23 protein-coding genes are annotated in these 26,566 nt (G+C 39.8%); 1 reads left to right on the forward strand and 22 read right to left on the reverse strand.

What is annotated here, in order from left to right; genetic code table 11:
- Nucleotides 1–934 precede the first annotated feature (934 nt).
- The 20 genes from HRU80_15460 to HRU80_15555 form a co-directional block, all read right to left on the reverse strand.
- Entirely contained in the window at nt 935–2,239 is a 1,305-nt protein-coding gene (locus tag HRU80_15460) for a hypothetical protein (GenBank protein ID QOJ30195.1), read from the reverse strand.
- Between the two features lie 76 nt (nt 2,240–2,315).
- Nucleotides 2,316–3,296: a glycosyltransferase family 2 protein gene (locus HRU80_15465; GenBank protein QOJ30196.1), complete on the reverse strand. Its 981-nt coding sequence runs from the start codon at nt 3,294–3,296 to the stop codon at nt 2,316–2,318.
- Complete coding sequence (locus HRU80_15470) at nt 3,266–4,297, reverse strand: GDP-mannose 4,6-dehydratase (GenBank protein QOJ30197.1); 1,032 nt, start codon at nt 4,295–4,297, stop codon at nt 3,266–3,268. Before HRU80_15470 ends, HRU80_15465 begins: the two co-directional genes overlap by 31 nt.
- Nucleotide 4,298: 1 nt before the next feature.
- A complete protein-coding gene (locus HRU80_15475; protein ID QOJ30198.1) occupies nt 4,299–5,150 on the reverse strand; it encodes an NAD-dependent epimerase/dehydratase family protein in 852 nt (283 codons plus the stop codon).
- Nucleotides 5,151–5,174: 24 nt separating this feature from the next.
- Nucleotides 5,175–5,672: an FAD-dependent oxidoreductase gene (locus tag HRU80_15480; protein QOJ30199.1), complete on the reverse strand. Its 498-nt coding sequence runs from the start codon at nt 5,670–5,672 to the stop codon at nt 5,175–5,177.
- 179 nt (nt 5,673–5,851) lie between these two features.
- Nucleotides 5,852–7,168 carry a lipopolysaccharide biosynthesis protein RfbH gene (gene rfbH, locus HRU80_15485; GenBank protein QOJ30200.1) on the reverse strand — a complete coding sequence of 439 codons (1,317 nt, stop codon included), beginning with the start codon at nt 7,166–7,168 and terminating at the stop codon, nt 5,852–5,854.
- A gap of 17 nt (nt 7,169–7,185) precedes the next feature.
- Complete coding sequence (rfbG, locus tag HRU80_15490; protein ID QOJ30576.1) at nt 7,186–8,265, reverse strand: CDP-glucose 4,6-dehydratase; 1,080 nt, start codon at nt 8,263–8,265, stop codon at nt 7,186–7,188.
- The gene (gene rfbF, locus HRU80_15495) at nt 8,262–9,038 is read right to left on the reverse strand and encodes a glucose-1-phosphate cytidylyltransferase (GenBank protein ID QOJ30201.1); all 777 of its coding nucleotides are present in this window, start codon (nt 9,036–9,038) and stop codon (nt 8,262–8,264) included. Before rfbF ends, rfbG begins: the two co-directional genes overlap by 4 nt.
- Before the next feature lie 42 nt (nt 9,039–9,080).
- Nucleotides 9,081–9,992, reverse strand: coding sequence for a hypothetical protein (locus tag HRU80_15500; GenBank protein ID QOJ30202.1), 912 nt, complete (start codon nt 9,990–9,992; stop codon nt 9,081–9,083).
- Between the two features lie 2 nt (nt 9,993–9,994).
- Nucleotides 9,995–11,407, reverse strand: a complete 1,413-nt coding sequence (locus HRU80_15505; protein ID QOJ30203.1) for an MBOAT family protein — start codon at nt 11,405–11,407, stop codon at nt 9,995–9,997.
- A gap of 48 nt (nt 11,408–11,455) precedes the next feature.
- Entirely contained in the window at nt 11,456–12,595 is a 1,140-nt protein-coding gene (gene wecB / locus HRU80_15510; protein QOJ30204.1) for a UDP-N-acetylglucosamine 2-epimerase (non-hydrolyzing), read from the reverse strand.
- Nucleotides 12,596–12,701: 106 nt separating this feature from the next.
- Entirely contained in the window at nt 12,702–13,832 is a 1,131-nt protein-coding gene (locus tag HRU80_15515; GenBank protein QOJ30205.1) for an SDR family oxidoreductase, read from the reverse strand.
- A gap of 26 nt (nt 13,833–13,858) precedes the next feature.
- A complete protein-coding gene (locus HRU80_15520) occupies nt 13,859–14,902 on the reverse strand; it encodes a polysaccharide biosynthesis protein (GenBank protein ID QOJ30206.1) in 1,044 nt (347 codons plus the stop codon).
- A 35-nt stretch (nt 14,903–14,937) separates the two neighbouring features.
- Nucleotides 14,938–15,921, reverse strand: a complete 984-nt coding sequence (locus HRU80_15525) for an O-antigen ligase family protein (protein ID QOJ30207.1) — start codon at nt 15,919–15,921, stop codon at nt 14,938–14,940.
- 381 nt (nt 15,922–16,302) lie between these two features.
- The gene (locus HRU80_15530) at nt 16,303–17,334 is read right to left on the reverse strand and encodes an SDR family oxidoreductase (protein QOJ30208.1); all 1,032 of its coding nucleotides are present in this window, start codon (nt 17,332–17,334) and stop codon (nt 16,303–16,305) included.
- 74 nt (nt 17,335–17,408) lie between these two features.
- A complete protein-coding gene (locus tag HRU80_15535) occupies nt 17,409–18,677 on the reverse strand; it encodes a nucleotide sugar dehydrogenase (protein ID QOJ30577.1) in 1,269 nt (422 codons plus the stop codon).
- A 107-nt stretch (nt 18,678–18,784) separates the two neighbouring features.
- Complete coding sequence (locus HRU80_15540; GenBank protein ID QOJ30578.1) at nt 18,785–19,150, reverse strand: four helix bundle protein; 366 nt, start codon at nt 19,148–19,150, stop codon at nt 18,785–18,787.
- A gap of 101 nt (nt 19,151–19,251) precedes the next feature.
- Nucleotides 19,252–19,692, reverse strand: a complete 441-nt coding sequence (locus HRU80_15545; GenBank protein ID QOJ30579.1) for a phosphatidylglycerophosphatase A — start codon at nt 19,690–19,692, stop codon at nt 19,252–19,254.
- A 7-nt stretch (nt 19,693–19,699) separates the two neighbouring features.
- Complete coding sequence (locus HRU80_15550; GenBank protein ID QOJ30580.1) at nt 19,700–20,581, reverse strand: decaprenyl-phosphate phosphoribosyltransferase; 882 nt, start codon at nt 20,579–20,581, stop codon at nt 19,700–19,702.
- Nucleotides 20,582–20,690: 109 nt separating this feature from the next.
- Nucleotides 20,691–21,740 carry an NAD-dependent epimerase/dehydratase family protein gene (locus HRU80_15555; protein ID QOJ30209.1) on the reverse strand — a complete coding sequence of 350 codons (1,050 nt, stop codon included), beginning with the start codon at nt 21,738–21,740 and terminating at the stop codon, nt 20,691–20,693.
- Nucleotides 21,741–22,261: 521 nt separating this feature from the next.
- Between HRU80_15555 and HRU80_15560 the strand changes: the two genes are divergently transcribed.
- Nucleotides 22,262–23,026: a hypothetical protein gene (locus HRU80_15560; protein QOJ30210.1), complete on the forward strand. Its 765-nt coding sequence runs from the start codon at nt 22,262–22,264 to the stop codon at nt 23,024–23,026.
- Between the two features lie 86 nt (nt 23,027–23,112).
- Here the strand turns inward: HRU80_15560 and efp are convergent, their stop codons facing one another.
- Together efp and HRU80_15570 are read right to left on the reverse strand one after the other, a co-directional pair.
- Nucleotides 23,113–23,676, reverse strand: a complete 564-nt coding sequence (gene efp / locus HRU80_15565; GenBank protein ID QOJ30211.1) for an elongation factor P — start codon at nt 23,674–23,676, stop codon at nt 23,113–23,115.
- Nucleotides 23,677–23,858: 182 nt separating this feature from the next.
- Complete coding sequence (locus tag HRU80_15570) at nt 23,859–26,534, reverse strand: response regulator (protein ID QOJ30212.1); 2,676 nt, start codon at nt 26,532–26,534, stop codon at nt 23,859–23,861.
- Nucleotides 26,535–26,566 lie beyond the last annotated feature (32 nt).

Below are 26,566 nucleotides of genomic sequence, written 5' to 3' on the forward strand. Positions count from 1 at the left end.
AAAAGAATAAAAAAAGTTATTCCTTAGCTGCATAAACTCAATTCCATTTAATAAAAGAATTAATCTTTCATAATTGTTAGCAGACTTCATATAAAACTTTGGATTTAAAAGACCATTCCCTTCGATGTCATAGTCTCAATTGAGAAAAATATTTTGAAAGATGTCATCACCACCTTCGTTGAAGGTATTTCAAAATTGACAGACCAATAGTTTTATGGAGCACTTGATCAAGGAAATATTATGCATACACTTGAAGAATTCAGTGGGCTTAACTTCAACTGACTTGATATAAAATTTTCTAAATTCTTGGCAAATGATCAAAAAAGATTGGCAGATTTATCGAACCTAACATAAACTTAAAGAATCTAATAGAGGTTTAATTCTGGCTTAGACGACAAAAGTAAATTACAAAAAATGAGCTAATTGGAATGATGAGTAGAAGGACCTCAAAGGTGCTTTTATTGTCCAAGATTCGTTTGCTTTTTCTTCTGTTTATTACCTTCAGGACAAAGCACCAATTTAACAAAATGAAGCTCAATAATTTTTTAAACTGAAGTAATGAGCATAAGTTGAACAAACCAAAGTTATTTAGAAAGAGGTTTATTCAATATCTAACAGAACCTATCACGATATTAAGCAAAAAAATCTAAAACTGCTTTAAGTATCCATATGGCAAATTGGCAATTTCCAAGATTATAAAGTGAATGGCTAAGTTAATGCTGAAAGATTTCTGAATTGGCTGACAGTATACTATTTTTAAAATCAACTCTGAATTAAATAAAAATAAATAGATTCAGAAATTAATTAGTGCCGAAGGCAGTTAAACAAAACAAAGAAAAACTTTAGAACAGATGCTAAAAAGCCAACATTTATTTCAGATTTTTGGAAAATTTTGCACAGGTCATTATTTTAATCGTTTTTATGATACAACAATTTATCGTAAAAATATTCCAAAGGCTTTCTTATTTATTATTCTAATTACCTGTGTGCCCTGTACAGTAAGTCCAATAAGACTTGTAAAAGATAATGCCAAAGCAATGGCTAAACTACTATTCAGAGATCCAGACAAAATAAATGTAATAGCAAAAAATGTCACAATTCCAAGTATGGAAAAACTCATTGTTAGCTTCAGTTTACCAAAACCATTTATAAAAGTAGAAAATGGTGCTGTAATTACCCAGATTATGGCATATAATGCGATTCCGGCAGATAAATGAAACGGGATATTAACTGTTGAGCCAATCCATACACTATAAAGAAAGTCAGAAAAGTAAAGAATTAATAAGATCCCACAAACAAAACCTAAAGAAATCATATTAAATCTTCTAAGAGTAACTTTTAACCAAATAAAATCATTCCTGGAGTATGCATCAGTGACAGCAGACCAAATAGGTGATAAAAGGATTCCATATATCATTATCACCACACTAAACAACTTAAAGGCAATATTGTATCTTACTACTTCCTCAGAACCAAATAGCTGCAAAATTAAAAAGTTTGTAGTTGAAAAAATGGCCATCGCTGTAATCTGAACAACAAAGAACTTCAAGCCCAAGGAAAGCAGATCTTTCTTAATCTTGAAATCAACGTAATCCCCGGAGGGGGATATTTCCTTAAACCGGGATTTAAAGGAAAGAACGGATGCAAGCAAATAAATTATTACTGGAATAACAGTCACTATAGTTCCAAGAACTACAAGATTAGCGTTTTCCGTAATTTTTGTGACTAAAAAAACAAGGAGCAGAGCTAAGACGTTTCCAGCTGTTTGTACAAAATTATTAAAGGATGATTTTTGATGGGCAATATATATTGTACTTATAGGCTGCAGAAGAAACCGCAAGCAAAAAGCACCAAATACTACAACAGCCAGCCAGTAGAGTTCATGTGATGATATCTTTGTGGTGTTTAATACTTTTTGCCAATCAAGAAATGGAAAAATCAAATTAAAGATAATAAAAACAATAGAAATTATTATCGCAAGCAATGCATAAGTAGTTGAAATGTATTTTCGACCCAGTTCTTTTTCATCCTTCGCTATTGCATCCGTCAGTTTGTTCCTTAATCCATTACTCAACCCAATATCAAGAATATTAAACCAGCCAACAATCGAAATAAGAGTCAACCAGACCCCATATCGCTCTGAATCGTAATAATTCAACAACAATGGAACAAATAGAAATGAGCTAATTACATTTAAGCCTTGTGAACCAATTGTATACAGAATCTGTTGTAAAGCCAAAGTCGATCGGGTTTCACCTTGCAGAATGGATTTGATGAAACGAGGATTAAAATATCTTATCAAATCTTTCGATTAATTAAACCGTCCCAACTATTCCAATTTTTCTAAAACTGCGGAACAAAAAAGTTCTTAGAAATAATGGCAACAACATAAACACACGCAATACAAACTCTGACGAAAGTTTTGACTTCAAAAATTCCGAATAAATATTATTTGTTGATAAGATCTCTATCGCTTTCTTTTTAGGAATTATTCCCAAAAAATACCATAATGTAGCTCTTCCGTTATTCTTAGCCATATCAGATAATTCAGAGCCGTTTTCAAAGTAACCTGCAAGAACTTTGTCATAGATATAAGCGATTGAAAGCATACAATGAATGTGAGTGTTTATGTTTTTTGAATCTTGTTCCAAATGAGTTCCATACCGGAGAAGTTTTTTTTGTTCTCCAAACACAGAAAGTTCTTTAATCTTTTCATAAACCCATAACCAGTCGTTCGAAGCATGAAATGCTGTGTAATATTCTGTAAACTTGCTTTTATTAACTATAAAAGCATACGGAATACCTAACTTATATCTTATTCCATATTCAATTATCTTCATTCCATTTTCACAATATCCAAAAGGATATATATGCTTATGAGATGATACATTATTATTTGCTAAATCAAATAAGGAAAAATCAGTGAAATAGAAATCTAAATTCGGATAATTGTTAAGGGTCTTAATAAACTCTTCCACAAATGTGGCTTCCAAAATGTTATCATCTTGAAAAATCATTGAATATTTTGTTCTGGTCAAGGACATACATTTGTTCCAATTGGGAAACAGTCCGATATTCGATTCATTCCTATGATATTCTACATTATATTTTTCACATGTTTCTTTAAAGAAATTATGAGAAGAACAGTTATCAACTACAATTATATGGCATTTTACTGTCTGATGGAGGATTGATAAGAGTGCCTTTTCAAAGAAATCCTTCCTTTCATAAACAGGCATTGTAATTGTTAAAGCATCGGAAATTTTCATACTGATTTTTCCAATTTCATCATCCAATTTTTTGTTTTAATAATACCCTCTCTATAACTTACAGTAGGCTCCCAACCAAAATGACTCTTAGCTTTTTTGATATTCGCAATAAAGATTTTTTGATCACTCTGTCTCCAATCTAACTCATGATAATGCATCTTAATAGAGAGAATCTCCTCAAGCACATTAAAGAGTTCAATAAGGGAAAGACTATTCTGAAACCCGCCGCCAATGTTGTAGGCATTACCTCGAGTAGTTTCAATATTTTTAATAGCCTTAAAGTAACACTCAATCAAATCGTCCGCATGTAAGACATCCCTAACCTGTTTCCCATTTCCCGATATACTAAAGGGCTCAGTTTGGGATTTATTTGATATTTCAAGTGCGTTTTTTACAAACCAACCAACCCAACCCTGGTCAATTGTGGAGTTCTGATTGGACCCATAGATTGAAGAATGCCTAAAGACCACAGTATTTAAATCAAACATTCTTGCGTAATCTAACATATACTGATCAACTGCTCCTTTTGAACATCCATAAGGCGACTCAAAACATAATGGCAAGTTTTCATTAAATCCATCAGGATACTGATTACATATATATCTTGTTTCAGTTTCAAGAAATTCTAAGTGATTTAGATCACCGTAAACTTTATTTGTTGATGAATATAGGACAATTGTACTTGGCGCAAACTTCCTAACACACTCAAGTAGATTATGTCCTCCAATAACATTAATTTCAAAATCTTGTCTTGGATTTTCTAAGGAGGTTGTCATTGCAACCTGACCCGCTAAATGAAAGATAACGTCTGGTTTTGAATTCTTAATTACACTTTCGACATCATTATAAGATCTGATATCGGCATGAAAATATTCAAAGCTACCTTCATTTCGCAATACTTTAAGATTGTTAGCTGAACCAACCCTAAACAAATTGTCCATTATGAATAACTCTTCACCACGCCTAAGTATTTCACTGGCTAAGTTAGTACCAACAAATCCACAGCCACCGGTTATTAGATAACGCAAATTATGTCTCCTTTATCGTTGCCAGTAATCCATCGTATATTTCTACCCTTGGAGTCCATCCTAATTTATATAGTCCTTTGTTGCATTTCTTTTCATTTTTTAATTCATTCTTTCGATATTCAATCGCCCCAAATCTTAATTCCGTATTACTATTTAGATTTACTTTAATGAAAGTTAATAGCTCTTTAATACTAATTAGATTCCCTGTGCAAACCTCAAACTGTGAAAATGATTTATTAAAATCTTTAATATTATTCATAACGCTCAGAAATGCGGTTACCACATCCGAATAATAAACAAAATCTCTTTTTTGTTCACCCGTTGTCAAATCGATATGTGAAACGTTCGACTTTAATAATTTTATCATTCTTGTAATAAAATTTGTTTCGGGGCAACCAGGGCCATAAAAATGCTCCAGTTGTAGGTTAACAACCTTTATTTGTTCCGAGTAAAATTGCAACCAATCTCTAAAATGAGACTTAGTGAGTGAGTATGCACTTGTAAATTTGTCAAGTACGGTATCTGTATTGATAAATAAAGGAACTTTGTTTTTAATACCAACTTCCAACAGTGTAAGTGGTGACAGTGAGTTTGCCTTTACAAGATCAGATGTGATTTCATTATCTCTACCATAGAGTGTGGCGGTATGAATAATGACATCAATTTTAAACGCTTTAAAAATCTTTGTAATTGAATCGTGATCAGCCTCAAAAACAGAATAATTTTTACCTGCAAGCCTGAATAAGTTGTCCAGTGAGTATTCTGTGCCAACTATAGCATATTCAGTTTCCAGAACTTTTGCGAGATTACTTCCCAAAAAACCATTTATTCCTGAAATTAATACTGTTTTCATAGCATTCTTACTAATTTTATAAGATTATTCCCAGTCATCTGTAACAATATTATTTTCGGGGAGACCATATTGAATTAATTCGGTCTTAAAGTTTTTAAGCATTAAAGGCGGACCTGAGAGGTAGTACACTGTTGAACCATTTTTTTTATAAATATTATTTATGTTGAGCATCCCATCGGAATCCTCATACAGTACCTTAATTTGGACTGTAGGGTTCTGCGTATTGTTTAATTCAACATTATATAAATTATAATCTCTAGTCCGGAAACCAAGATAAACTCGTGGATTAACGAACTCCTCAAATGAACTATGAGAGAAAAGAGAGAGGAATGGCGTAATACCGGTTCCCCCCGCAATAAAAACACAATTTTCTTTTTTATGATCCCTCTGAAACAAATCACCGTAAGGTAGTTTTAGCCATACTTCTTTACCGGGGTATAACGCCTTTTCCATTCTTTTTGTAAACTTCCCCTTTACCGCATAGGTAATTTTTATCAAATCTTCATCAGGGCTGCTTTGCATTGAAAAGCATCGTGAGTCAGGCCACTGACCCGCGCCATCATAATTGTCCAGAGCCAGATGCAGAAACTGTCCGGGAAGATATCTGAATTTCTGCCTGCTTTTAAAAGTAACCGTATAAAGCCCCGCAAAAGGGTTTGAAATGTTCACTACTTCAGACAGATACTTTTTTACAATTGCCATTATTTGACAAATTTTTGCATAAATTCAGAGACTGTCTTATCGATATAATCTAACCGCTCTTCGGTATTCCCGGGGAAAGTACCTATAAAAAATGTATTATTCATAATGTAGTCAGAATTCTTCAAATGATCTGCTATCCGGTACTCCTTACCAATAAATGCAGGCTGTCTGACCATATTACCGGCAAAAAGATTTCTTGTTTCGATAAGTTTTTCATTAAGGTAGCGTGTAAACTCATCTCTGGTAAAAGGCAGATTCTCCTTTAATGACACTATGTAACTGAACCATGCAGGGTCTGATCCGGGAGTTGCCACAGGCAGAATAAAGAACTCAGGGTATTTGCCGAAGATTTTATTATACCTGCTAAAGTTTTGCTTTCTTTTTTCGCAAAACTCCGGCAGTTTGTCTACCTGTGCCGCACCTATTGCGGCCTGCATGTCGGTCATCTTTAAGTTGTAACCTATTTCCGAGTACACATATTTGTGGTCATAACCATAAGGAAGAGTTCCAAAACTCTGAGAAAACCGTTTACCGCAGGTATTATTTTCCCCTCCAGCGCAATAACAATCCCTACCCCAATCTCTGAAAGATTTAATTATTTTTGCCAATTGTTCATCATTTGTACAGACAGCCCCTCCCTCACCTGTTGTAATATGGTGAGCCGGATAAAATGAAATGGTTGAAATATGCCCAAATGTACCGGTAAATTTTCCCTGATATTTGCTTCCGAATGAGTCGCAGTTATCTTCAATGACCCAGAGATCATGTTCCCGGGCTAATTTCATTACTGCATCAAGGTTAAACGGATTGCCTAATGTGTGGGCAAGAAAAATGCATCTGGCTTTCGACGAGATAGCTTTTTTCATCATTTCAACATCAATGTTGTAGGTTGGTATATCAACATCTACAAAAACCGGTATTAAACCATACTGTATAATAGGAGTTACAGTAGCAGGAAAACCGGCCGATACTGAGATTACTTCATCTCCTGGCTTCAGTCTTTTCTCACCTAACTTCTCAGATGTAAGTGCAGAGAAAGCCAGCAAATTTGCCGAGGAACCAGAGTTGGTTAAAATTACATCCGCTACTCCGAGAAAGTCTGCTATTTTCCCTGCAAACTCTTCCGAAAACCGCCCCTCCGTCAGCCAGAAGTCCAGTGAAGAATCAACAAGATTAACTAATTCTTTCTCATCAAATACACGACCTGCATAATTAACCCTGGAGATTCCTTCAAGAAAGGGAATATCATTAAATTTTACTTCATAATATTTTTTTGTTAGTTCCAGTATTTGATTGCGTAATTGTTTATGATCCATTTTACTTTCTTGTGAAATTATAAATACGATATATTTTGATTTCTGCCAAGTTCACAATATCGCTGAATCTGGCTCTTCCTGCACTCATAAGAAGAACCGGTCGGAGTATATCCTTCAACTGTGAATTTTACTGTCTGAGCAAAATCAAGGACAGGGCTCCATTGTAAATATGTCCGCGCTTTGGAAATATCAAGCTGCAGCAACGAAGCTTCATGAAGTTTTTGCCCTTCTTCTGCCTGATATGTCCCTTTACCTGTCAACTCAATCATTTTTTGTACTATATCTTCAACAGATTTGTTTGCTGCACTTACAGGCCCAAAATTCCAACCGCCTGAATATTTCTTACCTTCAACGAATAGTTTTGAGCCAAGAAGCAAATATCCGCTTAGCGGTTCAAGTACATGCTGCCAGGGACGTGTAGCTTTTGGATAGCGGAGCAATAATTGCTGACCTGAGTTTATTGCCCTGAAAAAATCAGGAACTATTCTGTTATCAGCCCAGTCACCGCCGCCAATTACATTACCTGCACGGGCAGATGCAACATTGCAAGCTACATCCCCTGAAAAGAATGATGATATATATGAAGCAGTTATTAATTCTGAACATCCCTTGGATGCACTGTAAGGGTCTTTTCCGCCCATCGGGTCATTTTCCCTGTAACCCCAAATCCACTCACTATTATGATAACATTTATCACTAGTCACATTAATTGCAGTTTTTACAGACTTTGTTGACCGAACTGCCTCCAAAAAATTGACCGTTCCCATCAGGTTGGTCTCAAAAGTATACTTTGGATCGTTATATGAATCCAAAACAAGCGGCTGAGCAGCTAAGTGAAAAGCAATATCCGGCTCAACAGCTTCAAAGCATGTGAGAAGAGATTCGAAATCCCGAACATCACCATCCTGATGACTAATATACTTTTCAAGCCCGGTTACAACAAAATTATCTTCAGGACGCTGAGGAGGCAACGCATACCCGATTACTTCTGCACCAAGCTCTTTCAGCCATAAAGCAAGCCAGCTGCCCTTAAAGCCCGTATCTCCGGTTATAAGTACCTTTTTTCCGTTATATACACCTGAAAAGGAATTCTTTATTTCCAAAGTTTCCAAGGGGCCTTTCCGGAGTTCCAAAGTTTTTCAAGATCAATTTTGTCAGATAATTTATCCATCGGCATCCAAAATCCATTGTGGTGAAACGCCCTTAGTTCACCATTTTTTGCAAGATTTTGTAATGGCTCTTTCTCAAATACAGTGGAATCCCCCGACAAATAATCAAACACACCTTGTCTCAAGATGAAGAACCCGGCATTTACCCAAGAACCATCCCCCGAAGGCTTTTCATGAAACGACGATACCATCTGATTATCTTCAATATGCAATGCCCCAAATCTGCCGGTGGGTTGAGCAGCCGTAACGGTGGCCAGTTGATTATGAGAACCATGGAATTTTATCAGATTAGTGATATCAATGTCAGCAAGACCATCGCCGTAAGTCAGCAAAAATTCTTCTTCATGGATATAGTCTTTTACCCGCAGCAGTCTGCCTCCGGTCATAGTTCCTTCTCCGGTATCAACAAGGGTCACTTTCCATGGCTCTGCAGAATTGTTATGGATCTCCATTGAATTATTTGAAAGATCAAAGGTCACATCTGACTGATGCAGAAAATAATTCGCAAAGTATTCTTTAATAACATAGCCCTTATAACCAAGACAGATAATAAATTCGTTAAATCCAAATGAGGAATATATCTTCATAATATGCCAAAGAATTGGCCTACCGCCAATTTCAACCATTGGTTTGGGTTTTATAGATGTCTCTTCACTAAGGCGAGTACCGTAACCGCCTGCTAAAATCACGACTTTCTTCATAAACCTAAGAATTATGGGAGATTCAAGTTATTAATAATTTTTTTATTTCGAATTCCGAATAACTTTTGCTACAAGTCTTGAGTAAATCTCTGCACCTCGTCTATTCAAATGAAAAGGATCAGCAAAATATTCCGGATGGTTTAAAAACAAACTATCACTCTGAAAATCAAATACCTTGATCCCCTTTTCACGGCGCAGTTTTTCTTTTATGCCTGAATATAAATTCTTTCCCGAATCAAGCGCATAGTGAGGGGAAATAAAAACAAAAAGCTCTATACCCGCGTTTTTGCAAATGTCAACAAATTCATATAGTGAACTAACTTTTTTAAAATCAAATTCCTCTTGGAATAATCCGGCAACCGACCGTTTTTTGTTCCACACGCGATCAATCGGGAGGTGTCCCTTAATGTCATTTTCGAAGGGAAAAAAGTTGTTTCTGAGAGCAGTATATTGCAACGAATTAAAAGGATAGATCCAGGAAAGGAGTTTAATACTTTCTGAATAACCTCTTAACATCACTGTGTTTTTGGCTGATTCTGATTTATCTGCAAAAGGCAAAAGAACTCCCAATTTTTCAGTATCCCATTGAGAGGGTGTTTTCTGAAAATCGATATACATCAGTTCAAGTATGGCTACTTTTGGGGTATATCTTTCCAAAACTGTTTGCAGAAGAGCTTTATGAAAATAAATATTTTGTCCACCCGACCCCACATTATAAGTAGTTTGGCTAAGTAAATCTTCAAATATTTTTGGGTTGTAATGGTGTAGTGCTCTTGAAGATCCAAAAATGAGGATCTCTTCATTAGTATGCAGAACTGATTTAATTAAACGATCATTTGCCCTGCTGCTTTCAGAAAAGAATGAATATTCGTATATTTTCCCAATAGTGATGTCTAATAGTATCGTAAAGACTGCAAGATAGATGAGGTATTTTTTCGATTTATTTTCTCTCATGATCAGAACTGGAAATAAATGAATTGACTGCCATCAAAAACTCCAAAGGACAAAATGATCACAACCAAAACTGCTGAGAAAAAGGCTGACAATACCGGTCTTTCACTTTCAAACAACTTAATGCGATCTGCATAGTATTCTTCCCTGATTTCTTTTACGATAAGAATCACCAGTCCAAAAACACCATATAGATACGTTGTAATACTTTCCTTAAATGGCATTCCCGGCTCAGTGAATATTTTAACAATCACATTCACAGCGTCTCCCACATTATTCGCCCGAAAGAATATCCATGCCAGAAGCACCAAAAAAAAGTTCGAGATTATGAGAAAGAATGTGGTAAATTTACCCCGGTTATTTTTAGGACTGCCTATACTCAGTGCCCTCTGCAGAGCATTATAAATACCATGAAGACTACCCCAAACAACAAAAGTCCAGTTCGCACCATGCCAAATACCGCTTACGATGAATGTTGTTAGAACATTAAAATAATTCCGTTTAACCGAAACTCTGTTCCCTCCAAGTGGGATATACAGATAATCTCTGAACCAGGTTGATAAGGAGATGTGCCACCTGTGCCAGAATTCTCCTATTGAGGTCGAAAAATATGGTCGCCTGAAGTTTGTCATCAAATCAAAGCCCATCATTCTTGCTGCACCTATTGCAATATTGGTATAGCCAGCAAAATCACAATAAATCTGAAATGCGAAGAATATGGTAGCGATCAGAAGAGAAGTTCCGTTATGGGAATCTATGTTATTATAGGTTGCATTTACAAAAAGAGCTAGACGGTCTGCAATGACCACTTTCATGAAATAACCCCAAATCATTTGTCTAATCCCTGATGCAAACCGATCAGCATTAGGTTTATGAACAACATAGAACTGAGAAAGAAGATTTTTTGCCCGCTCAATAGGTCCGGCAACCAGCTGTGGAAAAAAAGAAACAAATAGCGCATAAATTCCTAAATGCCGTTCGGCTTTAAGATCACCCCTGTAAACATCAATGGTATAACCAACTGCCTGGAATGTATAAAATGATATCCCCACAGGCAACAATAAGTCCAAATTAGGTACACTCCAACGAATTCCAAAATTCTCGAGTAAACCAAAAATACTTGAGTTAATAAAGTCGAAATACTTATAGAGGAACAATATTCCAAAGTTTATTATAAGACTTACTGTTAAAAAAATTCGTTTTTGATTCAGTGATTTGGCATTCTCTAATAAAACACCGCAACCCCAGGTAATTAATGTTGAGAAGAAAATCAGAACCGCATAAATTGGCTGCCAGTTCATATAAAAATAGTAACTGGCAGCTAGCAGAAATATCCACCTGAATCTATGGCCTAAAAGAAAATATACCAGAACAACGAGTGGAAAAAAAACAAGAAACTCAAACGAATTAAATAGCATATACCGGTTGGTTACTTAGTATTAAAGCGAATAAGATATCCGGGAAAGTTATTTTTCATTATGCCAAACCACTCTCTTTACATAATCAACGTACCCCACAATAATTCTCACCACCTTATCGCTAACATTCGGCATAGAATAATCATTAACCCTTCTAAAATTACGCTGATCACCAGTCTGCTGATATTGAAGTTGCTTTAACCCTTGCATAATTCGGTCGGGATTTAAGCCAACCATCAGCACTGAAGCTTCTTCCATGGCTTCCGGGCGCTCATGTGCTTCTCTTATATTAAGAGCCCGAAAATTAAGAATAGAAGATTCCTCACTTATAGTACCACTATCAGAAAGTACAGCAAAGGAATTTATTTGCAAAGCATTATAATCACTAAAACCCAAAGGTTTCATCCACTGAACAAGATCGTTTACCTTAGCTCCCTTCTCATCAACCATCTTTCTTGTACGGGGATGAGTACTAACTATTACCGGCATCTTATATTCTTCGGCAATCATATTTAGTGAACTGATCAGGCCATCAAAATTTCTATGGCTGTTAATATTTTCTTCACGGTGTGCTGAAACTACAAAAAATTTCTCTTTTTCAAGATTAAGACGACTCAAAATATCTGATTTGTCAATTTTCTCTTTATAAAAATTAAGCACCTCAAACATCGGACTTCCGGTTTTTATTATTCTGTCCGGCGGCAATCCTTCTCTTAAAAGATACTCACGCGCTATTTCGCTGTAAGTCAGGTTAATGTCCGAAATGTGATCAACGATTTTTCTGTTGGTTTCCTCCGGCACCCGCTGGTCAAAACAACGGTTCCCGGCTTCCATATGAAATATGGGGATATGCATTTTCTTTGCAGGAATGGCACATAAGCAACTGTTTGTATCTCCCAATACCAGAAATGCATCCGGCTTTGTTTCTAGGAGTATTGGTTCGATATTTATCAGAATCTGACCTATTGTTGCCGCCGGAGTCGAAGCCGCAGCATTCAGAAAATAGTCCGGCTTTCTGATACCGAGATCTTCATAAAATATCTGATTTAATTCATAGTCATAATTTTGACCGGTATGAACCGTCACATGTTCAATTGCTTCAGACTCATCAAGCCGTGCCATCACCCTGGAAAGACGGATGATTTCAGGACGGGTACCAACAACGGTCATGACTTTAAGTTTTTTCATGTAACTGGCAACATGTTATTTGTGATGTGCATCTGATTTGTTGGAAGTGAACTCAGTAGAAAAGTGTAAGAAAAGTAACCAGTCACTAACCACCATTTACCGGATTTCAAACTTCTTCCAACCAAGTATCAGGGTCAGCGGGATCATAGGGCTCGTTAATCCAGAAAAGAGTGACCAGTTCTTCATTACCTGTATTTGTGATATTGTGTGTGTGCCAGACCGGCATGTCAACGAACGACGGGTCTGAACCATCAAGCTGATACACAATTTTATCATTTGAACCTATTCTGCGAATAGCTATTTCTGCTTTTCCTTTAATTACTGCAAAGCGTTCAATTTTCCTGGTATGAAAATGATTGCCTCTTGTAATCCCTGGTTTTGTGGTTGAGAAAGAATACTGCCCGGGCATTCCTGACCGCAATATTTCAACAAACGTTCCGCGATTGTCTGTATACAGCTTAAAATTTACAGGATAGTGCTCAGATGGCACATAACATCTGAAAGTATTAAAAAGACTTACTTCAAAACTGTTTTGCAGCGACGGGATGATTCCATTTGACAAATACTGTTCTTGATAATTTCTGAGAAGAGCAAGAATTTCAGATACTTTTATCCTCTTAGAAAAGGGAACTTCATACATCTCAACATCCGGTACACTGTTTCCTTGCGATTTCTCTGTTATCTTCTTCCAAAATTCATAAACCAGTTCATTTATATAAATGAGTTTTAACTCCCCATCAATCTCAATTTTGGGGGATTCCCCTCTTGCAAGCTGATGGCAGAATGTTGCAATCACCGAATTATAATGGGGATTTCCAAAAGGACCAAATACATTGGGAATAATCATCCCTGTAAAATTCGAACTGTTTTTCTCAGACCATTTTTCCAGCAACCTTCTTCCATCACGCTTTGACTTTCCATAAAGATTATCGCGCTCCTCCTGTGTAGAGGAAGAGAATACTATATGAGCCTTGGATGATGTCCGCTCACAAGCTGTTATAAGTGAATTTACCAGTCTGATATTCGTATCATATATCACCTTAGGGTCACCATGTCTGTTCATCGCAGCTAAGTGCACAATTACATCACACTGAGCCACAAAGCTTTCAAGATCATTCTGATGGTTAAAGTATTCATCCGAGAAGGGGATACGCTCAACACCATTTTGCAACCCCAAAAAGTTATAAAGGTGAGTCCCCATAAACCCCGCCTGACCAGTAATTCCTATTCTTATCATTTCAGAATTTTTCAAATCTTAGAATTTTAGGGGGCGTAGATTTCTGATAGTTTCTCGCTAAGCACATCCTGACGAATAAACCGAAGTTTTAACAACAGTTCTTTCGTTTCATCAAGGGTAAGTAATTTTGTATTGTGGGAAGTGTAATCTTCGGTAGTGAAAATTTTTGATTCGCCTTCCGAGAAAAACTTATTATAGTTAAGATCCCTTGTATCAGCAGGAATCCGATAATAATTGCCATAATCTTCAGCTTTCACCATTTCTTCCCTGCTAACCAATGTTTCAAAAATTTTTTCACCATGGCGAATGCCAATAATTTGTATAGGGTTCTTTGCGTTATACATTTCGAGCAATGCATCAGCAACTATTTTTACAGTAGCTGCCGGAGATTTTTGTACAAAAAGATCCCCTGAATTTCCATGTTCAAAAGCAAAAAGAACCAGATCAACCGCATCCTCCAGAGTCATCATGTAGCGGGTCATTTGCGGTTCGGTGATTGTAAGCGGTTGTCCGGTTTTAATCTGATTTACAAATAAAGGTATAACTGATCCACGGGAAGCCATAACATTACCATACCGAGTGCCGCATAGTATTGTCTTATGGCTATTTTCTCTGGAACGGGCAACCATTACTTTTTCCGCCAATGCTTTTGATATTCCCATTGCATTAACCGGATAAACTGCTTTATCTGTGCTAAGAACTATTATCTTTTCTACATTACAATCAATCGCAGAATCGATAACATTTTGTGTACCAATGATATTTGTATTTACTGCTTCTATTGGAAAAAATTCACACGATGGCACCTGTTTGAGAGCTGCTGCATGAAACACAAAATCCACCCCTCTCATTGCGTAATCAACAGACTGTTTGTTTCTTACATCTCCAATAAAATACTTAATTTTATCATTCTGATAAAACAGGCGCATATCGTCCTGCTTTTTTTCATCACGGCTGAATATCCGGATTTCTTTTATATCTGTCGCTAGAAATTTTCTCAGTACCGCATTGCCAAAGGAGCCTGTTCCCCCTGTAATTAATAAAATCTTATTCTTAAATAATTCAGTCATTTTATATTCAAAGTTTTGGTAATTGATATATGCATTTATTCAAGCAAAAGATAACTCTGGGTTTGAAAAGATGCGGATAAACATATGTATACAAATAGCAAGGGTGAATGCACCCCTGTCATCCATGCCTCGAACTGGGCGTGCGTAAAGAGAATCAAAAGAAGAAAAATTGATAGTTTTGGGTACGAGAAAAGTTCTCCTGAATTATAAAAGAAAAACCGAAAAAAAAAGAAAACAGGCAATAAAAATAAACCTAACCCAACACCCCCCACTTCCTCTACCATAGCCAAAAAGCTATTTCCCTTTTCTCTAATATATCTGCCACTTTCATCAAATCTGCTGCCGGCAGCATTGTTCTTTATATTAGGGTGACTGATCCCATAGCCAATACCAAAAAGTCCGCCAATCTGAGCTGCCTTCCAGCTATCCGCAAAGATATGCTGCCGGGTTGAATAAGGAGTATCATCACCTTTGTACCAAAACGAATACCAAGTTTTACCCCATAGTTTCGGGGGAACCTGCTCCTCCTGAATATTTGTTGCAGCTTTTTCTGAATTGCCTAAAAGACTATTCTTAACCAAAACAGGATTTACAGCCGAAACTGAAAAGAACATTAAAATCAGTAAAGCAGAACCGATCGCAAGCCTTTTAACATTTTTCCTGTAAAGCAGAAACAAGTAAAGCGACAGCATCACAAAAAGAAAAAGAATACTTGCCCGCGAGTGGGTAAGTGTTAGCAGCAGAATATTCAACACAAAACCCGCTGCAAAAAAATACTTAAAACTTCTGGGATAGGTATACCGAAAAAGAAAGGAAAATTTTCCTGAATCTTCCGATGCTTTTTTGTCCTCAATTAACAAATGGAGGTATAACCACCCCGGAAACGTAAACAGAAGTATTGCACCCAACGAGTTCTGATGTGAGAACAGCCCCATGAATCCTTTTGCATTTCCCGCTGTCCAGCCATCTGAAGGGATTTCGCTCAACAATGAAAAGAGTGAAGCAAAAATTATCAGCACATTTACCGGTAGCAGCAGTTCAAAAACGGTTATACCGTGTTTCTTAAGATGATATACCAGTGCTGTAAGACCGGTTACCAGAAACAGGTAGTACAAACCTCTGGTAAGCGAAACAACGGAGTAAAATGACCAAAATGATGTCAGTGTTGCCCATATTCCGAAGGGGAGCATGAGATACATCACTCTACGGCAATCTCCAATAATAATGCCCCGCCCTGCTGCAAAAATTCCGACCATCAGCAAAACCGGCACTGCCGGATATAACCAGCTGAATCCCCTGATAATTACCGATACAGCCGCAAGTAAAACCAGAATCCCCCATATATAAACGAAGAAACTGTTAGTAAATAGTCTCTTCACTGTTTTAAGAGGTATAAAGTTTTACCCTGTTTTCAGATTGTCAAAATACCATTCAGCCGCAAGTTCAAATCCCTTTGCGGCATCAAACTCCGGTTTGTATCCCAGCATCTTTTCAGCTTTTGCAATACTTGCCTGTGAGTGAGGAATATCCCCTTCACGGAACGGTCCATAAACCGGTTCAATGGATTTGATTGTCTGATCAAACCGCGCAAGATTATCCCTAAGAGCAGCAAACAACTGATTCAGAGTTGTATTTCCTCCAAAAGCAATATTAAAAACTTCTGAGAAAGGTTCTGCCTTGTCTTCATTTTTCGCACCCCCGTCTGCAGAATGCTCTTCATTGTTCAGGAAGTTTTCAGATGGAGCGAACAAAGCTCTTTCGTTTGACTGGATTACATTATCGATATAGGTAAAATCACGGCTGTATAAACCGTCTCCATTAATGACCGGTCTTTCATGGTTGATCAGCAGCTTTACCCATAAAGGTATCACTGCTGCATACGCTCCGTTTGGGTCCTGCCGCCTTCCGAATACATTAAAATACCGAAGCCCGACGCACCGCATGTCGTATGTTCTGGCAAAGATATCAGCATAGAGTTCATTGACATATTTGGTGATTGCATAAGGTGACAGGGGTTTCCCTATTTCATGTTCAACCTTAGGAAGCTTTTTCGAGTCACCATAGGTGCTTGAACTAGCAGCATAAACAAACCGCTTTACTCCGGCATCCCGGGCTGCAACCAGCATATTAATAAAGCCATCAATATTTACTGCATTTGTAGTAATCGGGTCTTTTATTGAACGGGGTACAGACCCCAGAGCTGCCTGATGGGAAACATAATCACACCCCTCAACCGCTCTCTGACAGTCTGAGAGATTGCGTATATCACCATTAATAAACATGAATCTAGGATTGCCAAAATTATGAGCAATATTCTTTTCGTAACCGGTGCTCAGATTATCAAAGCAGACGACCTCATATCCTTGCGCAAGGAAGTAATCTACGAGATTGCTCCCAATAAATCCGGCACCGCCGGTAACTAATATCTTCAAGTGACTAGTGATTAGTGGTTAGTGATTAGTGGTCTTGGTTCTTGGTGCTTAGTTCGTAGTGCGTCGTTCCTGGTCTAGAGGCGGTCGCTGACGATGTCTTTGGAAATAATACCTTTGACATCATATATGATTTTGCCATCTTTTTTAAGTGAGGCAAAGTCAAGTGATTTGAATTCGTTGTGGGCGACGGCAAGGATGAAACCACTATAAGTGGTTAGTGACTGGTGATTAGTGACCAGTGATTTGTCGACTAAGTCTATGCCATATTCTTCTTTGACTTCGTGGGGATCTGCCCAAGGGTCAACTACATCAACATCGCAACCAAATTGTTTTAATTCGTTGATGATATCAATAACTCTTGAGTTACGAATGTCAGGGCAATTTTCCTTAAAGGTGATGCCCATTACCAGAACTTTGGCGCCTTTAATCGGATGACCTTCATGAATCATCAGTTTAATGAATTTTGATGCAACAAATGCCCCCATGCCATCATTAATTCTGCGACCTGCTAAAATTACTTCCGGATGATACCCGAAACTCTTTGCTTTGTGGGTAAGGTAATATGGATCGACACCTATGCAGTGTCCTCCAACAAGACCGGGGCGGAAGTTCAAAAAATTCCATTTTGTACCTGCTGCTTCAAGAACATCCAGTGTGTCAATTCCCATTGCATCAAAGAGCATTGCCAGTTCGTTGACAAATGCAATATTGATATCACGCTGTGAGTTTTCTATGACCTTTGCAGCTTCTGCAACCTTTATAGTCGGAGCTAAATGTGTACCCGCAGTTATCACTGATTGATACAGATTATTCAGAACTGCTCCTATTTCCGGAGTACTTCCGCTGACAACTTTTTTTATGGTACTTACCCGATGCTCTTTATCACCCGGATTGATACGTTCAGGACTGTATCCAGCAAAAAAGTCAGCATTATATTTTAACCCGCTGAATTTCTCAACCACGGGAATACAGTCATCCTCTGTGCAGCCAGGATATACTGTTGATTCATACACAACCACTGCGCCTTTTTTTATAACTTTACCAACGGTTTCACTTGCTTTTATTAACGGGGTAAGATCAGGAATCTTATAATCATCAACAGGTGTTGGTACTGTTACAATAAAGACATCAACATCCCGAAGTTCTTCAGGATTAGTTGTATAAGAAATATATTTTGATTCTTTGAGCTCTTCACTGCTTACCTCAAGCGTGAAGTCATGAAAATTCTTTAGGTCCTCAACACGTTTTTTGTTGATGTCAAAACCAATTGTCTTAAATTTCTTGCCAAATTCAACAGCAAGCGGAAGTCCGACATAGCCGAGGCCGATGATGCCAAGTATGATGGAGTGGTCGTTTATTTTTGAGTTTAATTCTGTTTTCAAAGTTCTTAGTTCGTAGTGCTTTGTTCTTGGTTCTTAGTCAAATTAGCTTGGTTCTATGTTCGTAGTGCTTAGTTTTTGGTTTTTAGGTATTTGATGAAACCACCAATTAATTTTTTGATTTTATCCGTTCGGTTCAGGAGTTCTTTTGATTTTTCTGTGCTGATGTAACCTACATCAACCCCAACAAAAATCAAAGATTCAACCTCTGATGCAGAACGGTATGCATAGTTAAGAAAATTTATAAAACTTTTGTTGCTGCCGCTGTCAAATCCTTCAGCTATATTCGACATGATTGAGACTCCAGCCCGCCGTATTTGGTCACGATAACCAAAATCAACCTTCATTCGTCCCTCATCTGTAATGAGATATATCTCTTTTACCAGTTCACGGGCTTCTTTCCAGGATTCGATTTCGGTAAAGGAAGTTAAGGGCATGTGAGTTTTGGTTCTTGGTTCAGAGTTCGTCGTTCTTAGTTCAGAGTTGTTTGTTTCAACTAAGCACCCAGCACTACGCAGCAATCACTCTTAACGCAGCACTAAGAACTCAGCACTAAGAACATATTCATCACCCCCATCGTATATACCCCCAGCACCACATCGTCCAGCATGATGCCCCAGCCGCCGGGGAGGGTTTCGAGTTTTTTTCCGCCAAAGGGTTTGATGATGTCAAATGCCCGCCAGAGGAGAAATGCTGCAACAGACCAGATCAGCGTTTTCGGAAGAAAAAGCAGGCTGATCCACATGCCCGCCACTTCATCAATAGTGCACTCAGCCGGATCTTTACCGTAAAGCTTTTCGAACCAGGTACCAACCGGTATCCCCAGCGCAATTACCACCAGTATTGCCGGAATTATTACTTCCGGTTTTTCAAATCCGGGTATCAGCCAGTAGATGCCAAGCGCCATAAGAGAACCCCAAGTACCGGAGGCAAAGGGAATATATCCGGTCCAGAGTCCCGAACCGAACGCTTTAAGGATGTAACCGTTAAGGCAGGTAATGGTAAATGATCACTATTGCTGATAAAAACCAGAGCGCTACCGAAGCAGCAATTCCCGCATCACCGAAGAGCACTTTTGACGGATCTCCCGTCCCCCTGTTTTTGTCAATCAGCCAGATATATCTGAAGACTCCGTAAAAGACAAACAGTGATGTAAAGATCAGTTTGTCCGTATTAAACTTTGCTATCGTCTCAGCGGAAATGGTATAGAGAAGATAAGAAATCACCGTGGTGGTTGTCAGAACGGTGATGATCTGATCAAGAAATTCTTTTGAGTATTCAGTCAGCACTTTCCGGTGTGAACCGCCGTCATCTCCCAGCAGCACCAATTCATGCCGACGCTTGGCAAATCCAAGGAAAAGTGACATTGTCAATGTACAAACCAGCAGCCATTGGGAAATAGGTACATCAATGATTACTGCTCCGCTCACTACCCTCAACAAAAATCCCGATGAGATACAGAAGACATCCAGCAGAATGACTTCTTTCAATTTTATTCCATACAGGAGGTTAATCAGCAGATAGATGCCGATCACCAGTAAAAACTCAGTACTCAACCATGATGCACCCATCAGTGAAATTGCCAGAAGAACCCCCGCGAATACTGATGCTGTGCTTTTTTTCAGCGCCCCGCTGGCAATAGGACGGTTCCGCTTCAGCGGATGGATTTTATCACGCTCATAGTCGAGGATATCGTTAAAGATATATACCGCACTTGAAGCGAGGGAGAACATCAGGAATCCGGCCGCCGACTTCATCAGATACGAACCGGAGAACAAATGCTCCGAGAAGATCAATGGAGTAAACAAAAAAATGTTTTTGATCCACTGATAGGGGCGAGCGCTAATTAATAATTGAGAATGGATAATGGATAATTCTAATTAGTAATTAGGAAGTAGTAATTAGCAAAATAGAGAAAATGTGCAATTAATAATTTACAATTAACAAAGATCGAAGAACACCGAACCAAGAACTGAATCAGAAAAACTTTTTCGCAAGAGAGAGTATGCCCTGCTTCCAGGGTAGGCGGTGGGAGATGCCACTTTCTCCTTTAAACTTGTCCAGATTTTCCAGATACCACTTATAGTTTCTGATCAGCGCGTCTTTGTTGGAATACTTTGGCGCGAAGCTGAGTTTCTTTTCCGCTTTTTCTATCGAAACAAATGAGTCTTTCGACGCGGTTTCATACACCCATTTATACAAAGGGCTCAGCTTTAATGCTTCAAGCAGACGCAGCGTATATATTACCGGCTTTTCAGGGAGTCCGGTAATCTTTTTTCCGAATCCGGCCTCATCAAGCACTGCCTGATAATCTTCCTTCATTGTGGTAAATTCTTTTGCCCCGATGTTAAAGGTATCATTCACCGTTTCTGTGTCAAGCGTCATGGTTTTATATACCGCTTCACAGAGATCCTCAACATCAAGCAGCTGGTAACGGTTGTTTCCTGAGCCGATCATCGGGAATCCGTGTCCGTCTTTTGCCCAGTCATAAAACAGGGCAAACACACCAAGGCGCTCAGGACCGATAAATGATTTCGGTCTTAGGATCGGAACACAGAAGCCCTTCTTCCGGTATATAAGGCATTCCTCTTCAGCCTGAATCTTTGCCTTTCCGTAAGGGCCGACTCCGTCAAGTTTGTCATCCTCATACAGCGGATGATGGTCCGGAATACCATAGACTGCCGTGGATGAAATATGAATAAAGCGTTCCACGGGTTTGTCTCTGTTAAAGGCATGTTCCAGCAGCAGCCGGGTGCCTTCAACATCGGTAGTATATATATCGTTTTCTGAATAAAGCGGGAGGGCAGCCGCGCAGTGAACTACCATATCAGCACCGTTCATTGCCTGCTGTATATCTTTCGGATTTCTGATATCCCCTTGGACCGAAAGGATGCTATCGCGGCAGTCGGGATAGTCAAAAGGGACAAAATCCAGCGACGCTACAGAGTAGCCTTTTGCGAGTAGGTATCGGATGAGGTTGATCCCCAGGAAGCCAGCTCCACCTGTTACAAGAACCTGTTTTTTCATCTGCGTATGTTACACTGACAGCAGCGCAGCCGGCTCTTCCGAACACAGCTCCGCTTCATCACTCCCATAAGGGGTAATGAACCCGCCTTCGGTTCCTGGATCCTCCAGCGGCGGCAGAAGTAATTTTTGTGCCCTATTATTCAAAATTGAAATATCAATATACCAATCTGAAAGAATTCCGGCAATTCCAGAAATTAAGAAAATATTATGATTTTACCGATTTTGACAGAAAACACATAAAACAATTATGAATTATGAAGTATGAAGTATGAAATATGAATTGACAATCAATTTACAATACACAGTTCTGCCACTAATCCCGCGAACTAGGCACTGACTGGTGACCAGGGATCAGGGATCAGTAACTAAGCACCAGGAACCAGGAACCAGGAACCAGGAACCAAGAACTAAGCCCCAGGACCAAGAACTAATCACTACTTTTGTTTTGGTAAACAGGGGGCAATGTGATAATTTTAGGCAGTTTATTTACCCTTTTTACGCATTCATTTTCAAGGAGCTTTATGACCAAGACGTTCGATGTGAAATCCGCCGGTATTTCGGTTATTGTCGGCACTGCTTTTGTCGTTCTTCTCACCTGGTGGAGCGGCACCGACTTCCGCTCTCCCGTCTTTCCCTTTATGGGGATGTTAGCGGGCTTCATCATTTCCGGCCTTCTGGTCGGCTTTGTCTCAAAGGAGGAAACCATTGCCGAGCCGGGAGTAGCATCCCTAGCCGTCGGCGCGCTCAGTTATGTAATCCTCTCTTCCATGGAACTGAAATGTTTCAGCATGCTTCAGGGGGATGTTTTTACGACTAATATCCTTCTGGTCATTTTTAACGGTATCATCCTCACCTTCGCGGGTGCATGGGCAGGAGAAAAATTCCAGGGTACGTTCGAAAAGAAAAACTCTGAGGAACCTGGCGAATATCTTGAATGGGGATGGATTATCTCCGGTACTATACTCGGTATTACGATCAGCCTGATTGTCGCCAATCTGATTCTGAAGGTCGCAGGTCTTGTTTACACTCCTTTCTTCCTGGCTCTGGTGCTCGGCCTGTTCATCACCGGTCTGGTTATCGGCTGGAAATCCCCCGGCATTACTGTTAAGGAAGCTACCCTTGCCGGATTCATCACCACAGTTCTTAATCTTGACATCTTCAAACTTTCCCTCGACCCTGAGACCCATTACCTGACAACCACCACGGTTATCGTTGCGCTGGCAGCAGGACTGGTTTCGTCATATATCGGAGGAATAGTCGGAGAGAAGATACAGGCAGCGAACTAAACTAAACTAATTAGGAATTAGAAATTAGTAGTTAGTAATGTATTAGAATAAAAAAAGCCCCGCTATGCGGGGCTTTTTTGTTGGGGTTAAGCTTTTACACGTTCGACGTAACTGCCGTCGCGGGTGTCAACTTTTATTAAGTCTCCTTCGTTAACAAAGAGGGGGACGTTAATCACCGCACCGGTTTCAAGGGTTGCAGGCTTCTGAACATTATTCACGGTATCCCCCTTCTCACCGCGGACGGTTTCGGTTACTTTAAGATTCATGAAGATTGGCAGTTCGATCGCAATAATTACCGAACCATCAAAAAGGATGTCAATATTGGTGCTTTCCTTCATATACTTTTCACCTTCACCAATCAGGTCAATCGAGACATTGAACTGATCGTAGGTTTCATTGTCCATCACCACAAAATCATTTCCGTCACGATAGAGGAACTGGCAGACTTTCCGCTCCACCCTCACGGTGTCAATGCTTTCACCTGCACGGAAACGGTTTTCAATCACCTTGCCCGATTTCATGTTCTTCAGCTTTGCCCGCACGAAGGCACGCCAGTTGCCGGGATTCACATGCTGAAATTCCACAATCGTCCAAAGTTCGTTATTCCACCTGATAACCAGTCCCGGTTTGAAATCTGTTGTTGAGCCCATACAATCTAATCAATTAGTAGTTAGTAATTAGGAATTAGTAATCTTCAATTATGAATTATGAATTATGAAGTCTCATCCGAGGAACCAGAAGGGCGCTATAATTCACAAAATCAGAAATTCAGAGTACAAATATACGGAGCATGGATGACGGATTAAAGGGATTTGCGGAGTTCGCGGATTTTTTAGTCTATGATGTCGCGGACTTCACGGGAAAGGTGGCTGAATCCCGTGCGGATCTTCTCTCCCAGGACGGTCAGTTTACCAAGATTATTATCTCCCCTGGCATGTTCCTCAATCTCTTTTGCCAGTTCGCCAAGCTGCATTGCCCCTATGGAGAAAGCTGAACCCTTAATGGTATGGCTTTCAGAAATGATCACCGGCTGATTATGGTCCTCAATCGCCTGATGAAGATTGTCCACTCTTCTGCCGCAGTCCTGGATGAAAGTCTGCATCAGGTCTTTCTGGAATTCAGGATTGTCAAGACTGATTGCTCCAAAATGAACCCGGTCAAATATCATGGTACCATTTTTCTCCTCTTCGGGAGCTGTTACCGGTTCCGGATCTGAGGCCAGCAGGTTCGAATAATCAATCCTCAGATGACGGTCAATTGCACTGATCAGTTCATCATTGCGGATTGGTTTGGTTATATAATCATCCATTCCCGCCGAGATGCATTTTTCCCTGTCACCGGAAAGAGCATGCGCAGTCAGTGCAATTACCGGGATGCGGCTGTAAGAGTTTTCCAGCTCACGTATCATTCCGGTTGCAGTCAGGCCATCCATCACCGGCATCTGCACATCCATCAGGATCAGATGATATTTGCCCGGGGTTCCTAGTGCATTAATCGCTTCGATACCGTTCGAGACTGAATCCGCATTAAATCCGGAATCGGTTAAAACCCTCATCACCACTTTCTTATTTACCGGATTATCTTCCGCGAGCAGGATGGTGTATTTGCCCCGCTGAACCCGTAATTCTTCCGAGCGGATTTCAACCGAAGTAAGAGCCCGCTGCTGCAAAGGTTTCTCCTCAGCGCCAGGCAGAATGTGCGTTATTACTTTTTCAGCCGGCTGATTCCTCCTGCCGATCATCGCCCAAAAGGTGAACGTACTTCCCTTCCCCTTTTCACTTTCCGCACGGATTCCGCCATTCATCAGATTAAGAATCTGGCGGCAGATGGCAAGTCCAAGTCCCGTCCCGCCGAACTTCCTTGCGTAAGAGCCGTCAAGCTGAGAGAAGGGCTGAAAAAGATGCGGCAGCTTTTCAGGATCAATGCCAATACCGCTATCGGCTACCGAACTGGTCAGGCGGACGTTATCCTCATCAATTTTTTCGATGTTTACGGTGATTTTAATACCCCCTGACTGCGTAAACTTCACCGCATTGGAGAGAAGATTTACATAGACCTGACGGAGCCGCACCGCATCGCCGACCAGCTGACCAGTCGTATTCTGTTTAATCTGTGTTGCTATCTTCAGCCCCTTTTCATTTGCACGGGGGGACACCATTGAAACCGCTTCGGCCAGCACCTTCTGAATGCGAAAGGGTTTCTGTTCCAGAAACATTTTCCCCGCTTCAATCTTTGAGAAATCGAGGATATCGTTAATCAGATCAAGAAGGGTTTCCGCTGAGCTTTTAGCACTGGAAACAAATTCTTTCAGTTCCTGTTCACTCCGGTAGGATTTATTCTCCACCAGACCTAGAAAACCAAGGATACCATTGATCGGAGTACGTATTTCATGGCTCATATTTGCCAAAAACTGGCTTTTGATTTCAGCTGATTTAAGAGCTTCACGGGCCAGTTCATCTGCCCGGTTTTTTTCACGGAGGAGATTTGCTTCCGCTTCAGAACGCTGCTGTTCAAGCATTTCCTGAGCAGTTATATCCCGCAGACTTCCCTCAAAATAGTACCTCTGTTCCACCTCATCCTGCACTACCCGGTCATTCAGGAGCACGGTTATAATTTCCCCGTCCCTCCGTTTAAGTTTCAGCCGGTAGTCACGCACCTCTTTCTGCTCAAGCACCTGGCTTATAAGCGCGGCGCGTTCAAATGGGTCGGCATAAATTTCTACAATATTTTCCATCTCCATCAGTTCCTGCTCAGAGCCGTAACCAAGAATGCGGGCCAGTGCAGGATTAACAGTCAAAAACTTTCCTTCTGGTGAAGTCTGGAATATTCCCTCGGCAGACTGTTCGATAATCGAGCGGAATTTGCGCTCGGAAAGAATCACCCTGACCGATTTTTCCGCCAGTTCACCTCTCAGCCGGAAGTTAACCGCGCTGCCGATAACAGAGATGAATGCCATGAAGCCTACAAAAAGAACTGATTCAAATGTATTGGGAAGGAAATAGATACTCCGGTCATTCAGAAGAATAGCACCGGCGAACACCAGATAATAATAGAGCGCGGTGATAATCTGATTACGCACATCCCAGCTCAGGAAAAGCGCGGAGGTAAAGATCATCAGCCCGACAATCTGACTGTTCAGCACCAGCGTTGAAGGGATGAGAAGTATCATATATCCGCTCGAAAGAACGATCGTGAGCAGCAGGACGTGAACCAGAAGAACAGGCCTGGCAAGAGCCAGGCGGGAATAGAGAACAGCAAGAACAACAAAGGAGAGGAGGGTCGCTGTCAGGCGGACAATATAAACCTGAACGGAATGTTCGGCAAAATAACGCACCTCAAAAACCATTGCAAAGATACCGGAAAGGAGAATGAGCAGGGACATCACTCTGAGGGGGAGGATGAGATTTTCCTCAGCCTGCTGCTTCAGATAGAGCTGCTTTTTTTTCTCAATCGGCTCTTCCTGGTCATAGATGAACTGGATTACCGTTGCATTCGTTTTATTTTTCATCCCTCAAGTATAAACAAATTATTTCTATATTT

This window comes from Ignavibacteriales bacterium (genome assembly GCA_015709675.1).
In the GTDB taxonomy this organism is placed as follows: domain Bacteria; phylum Bacteroidota; class Ignavibacteria; order Ignavibacteriales; family Ignavibacteriaceae; genus H2-BAC3.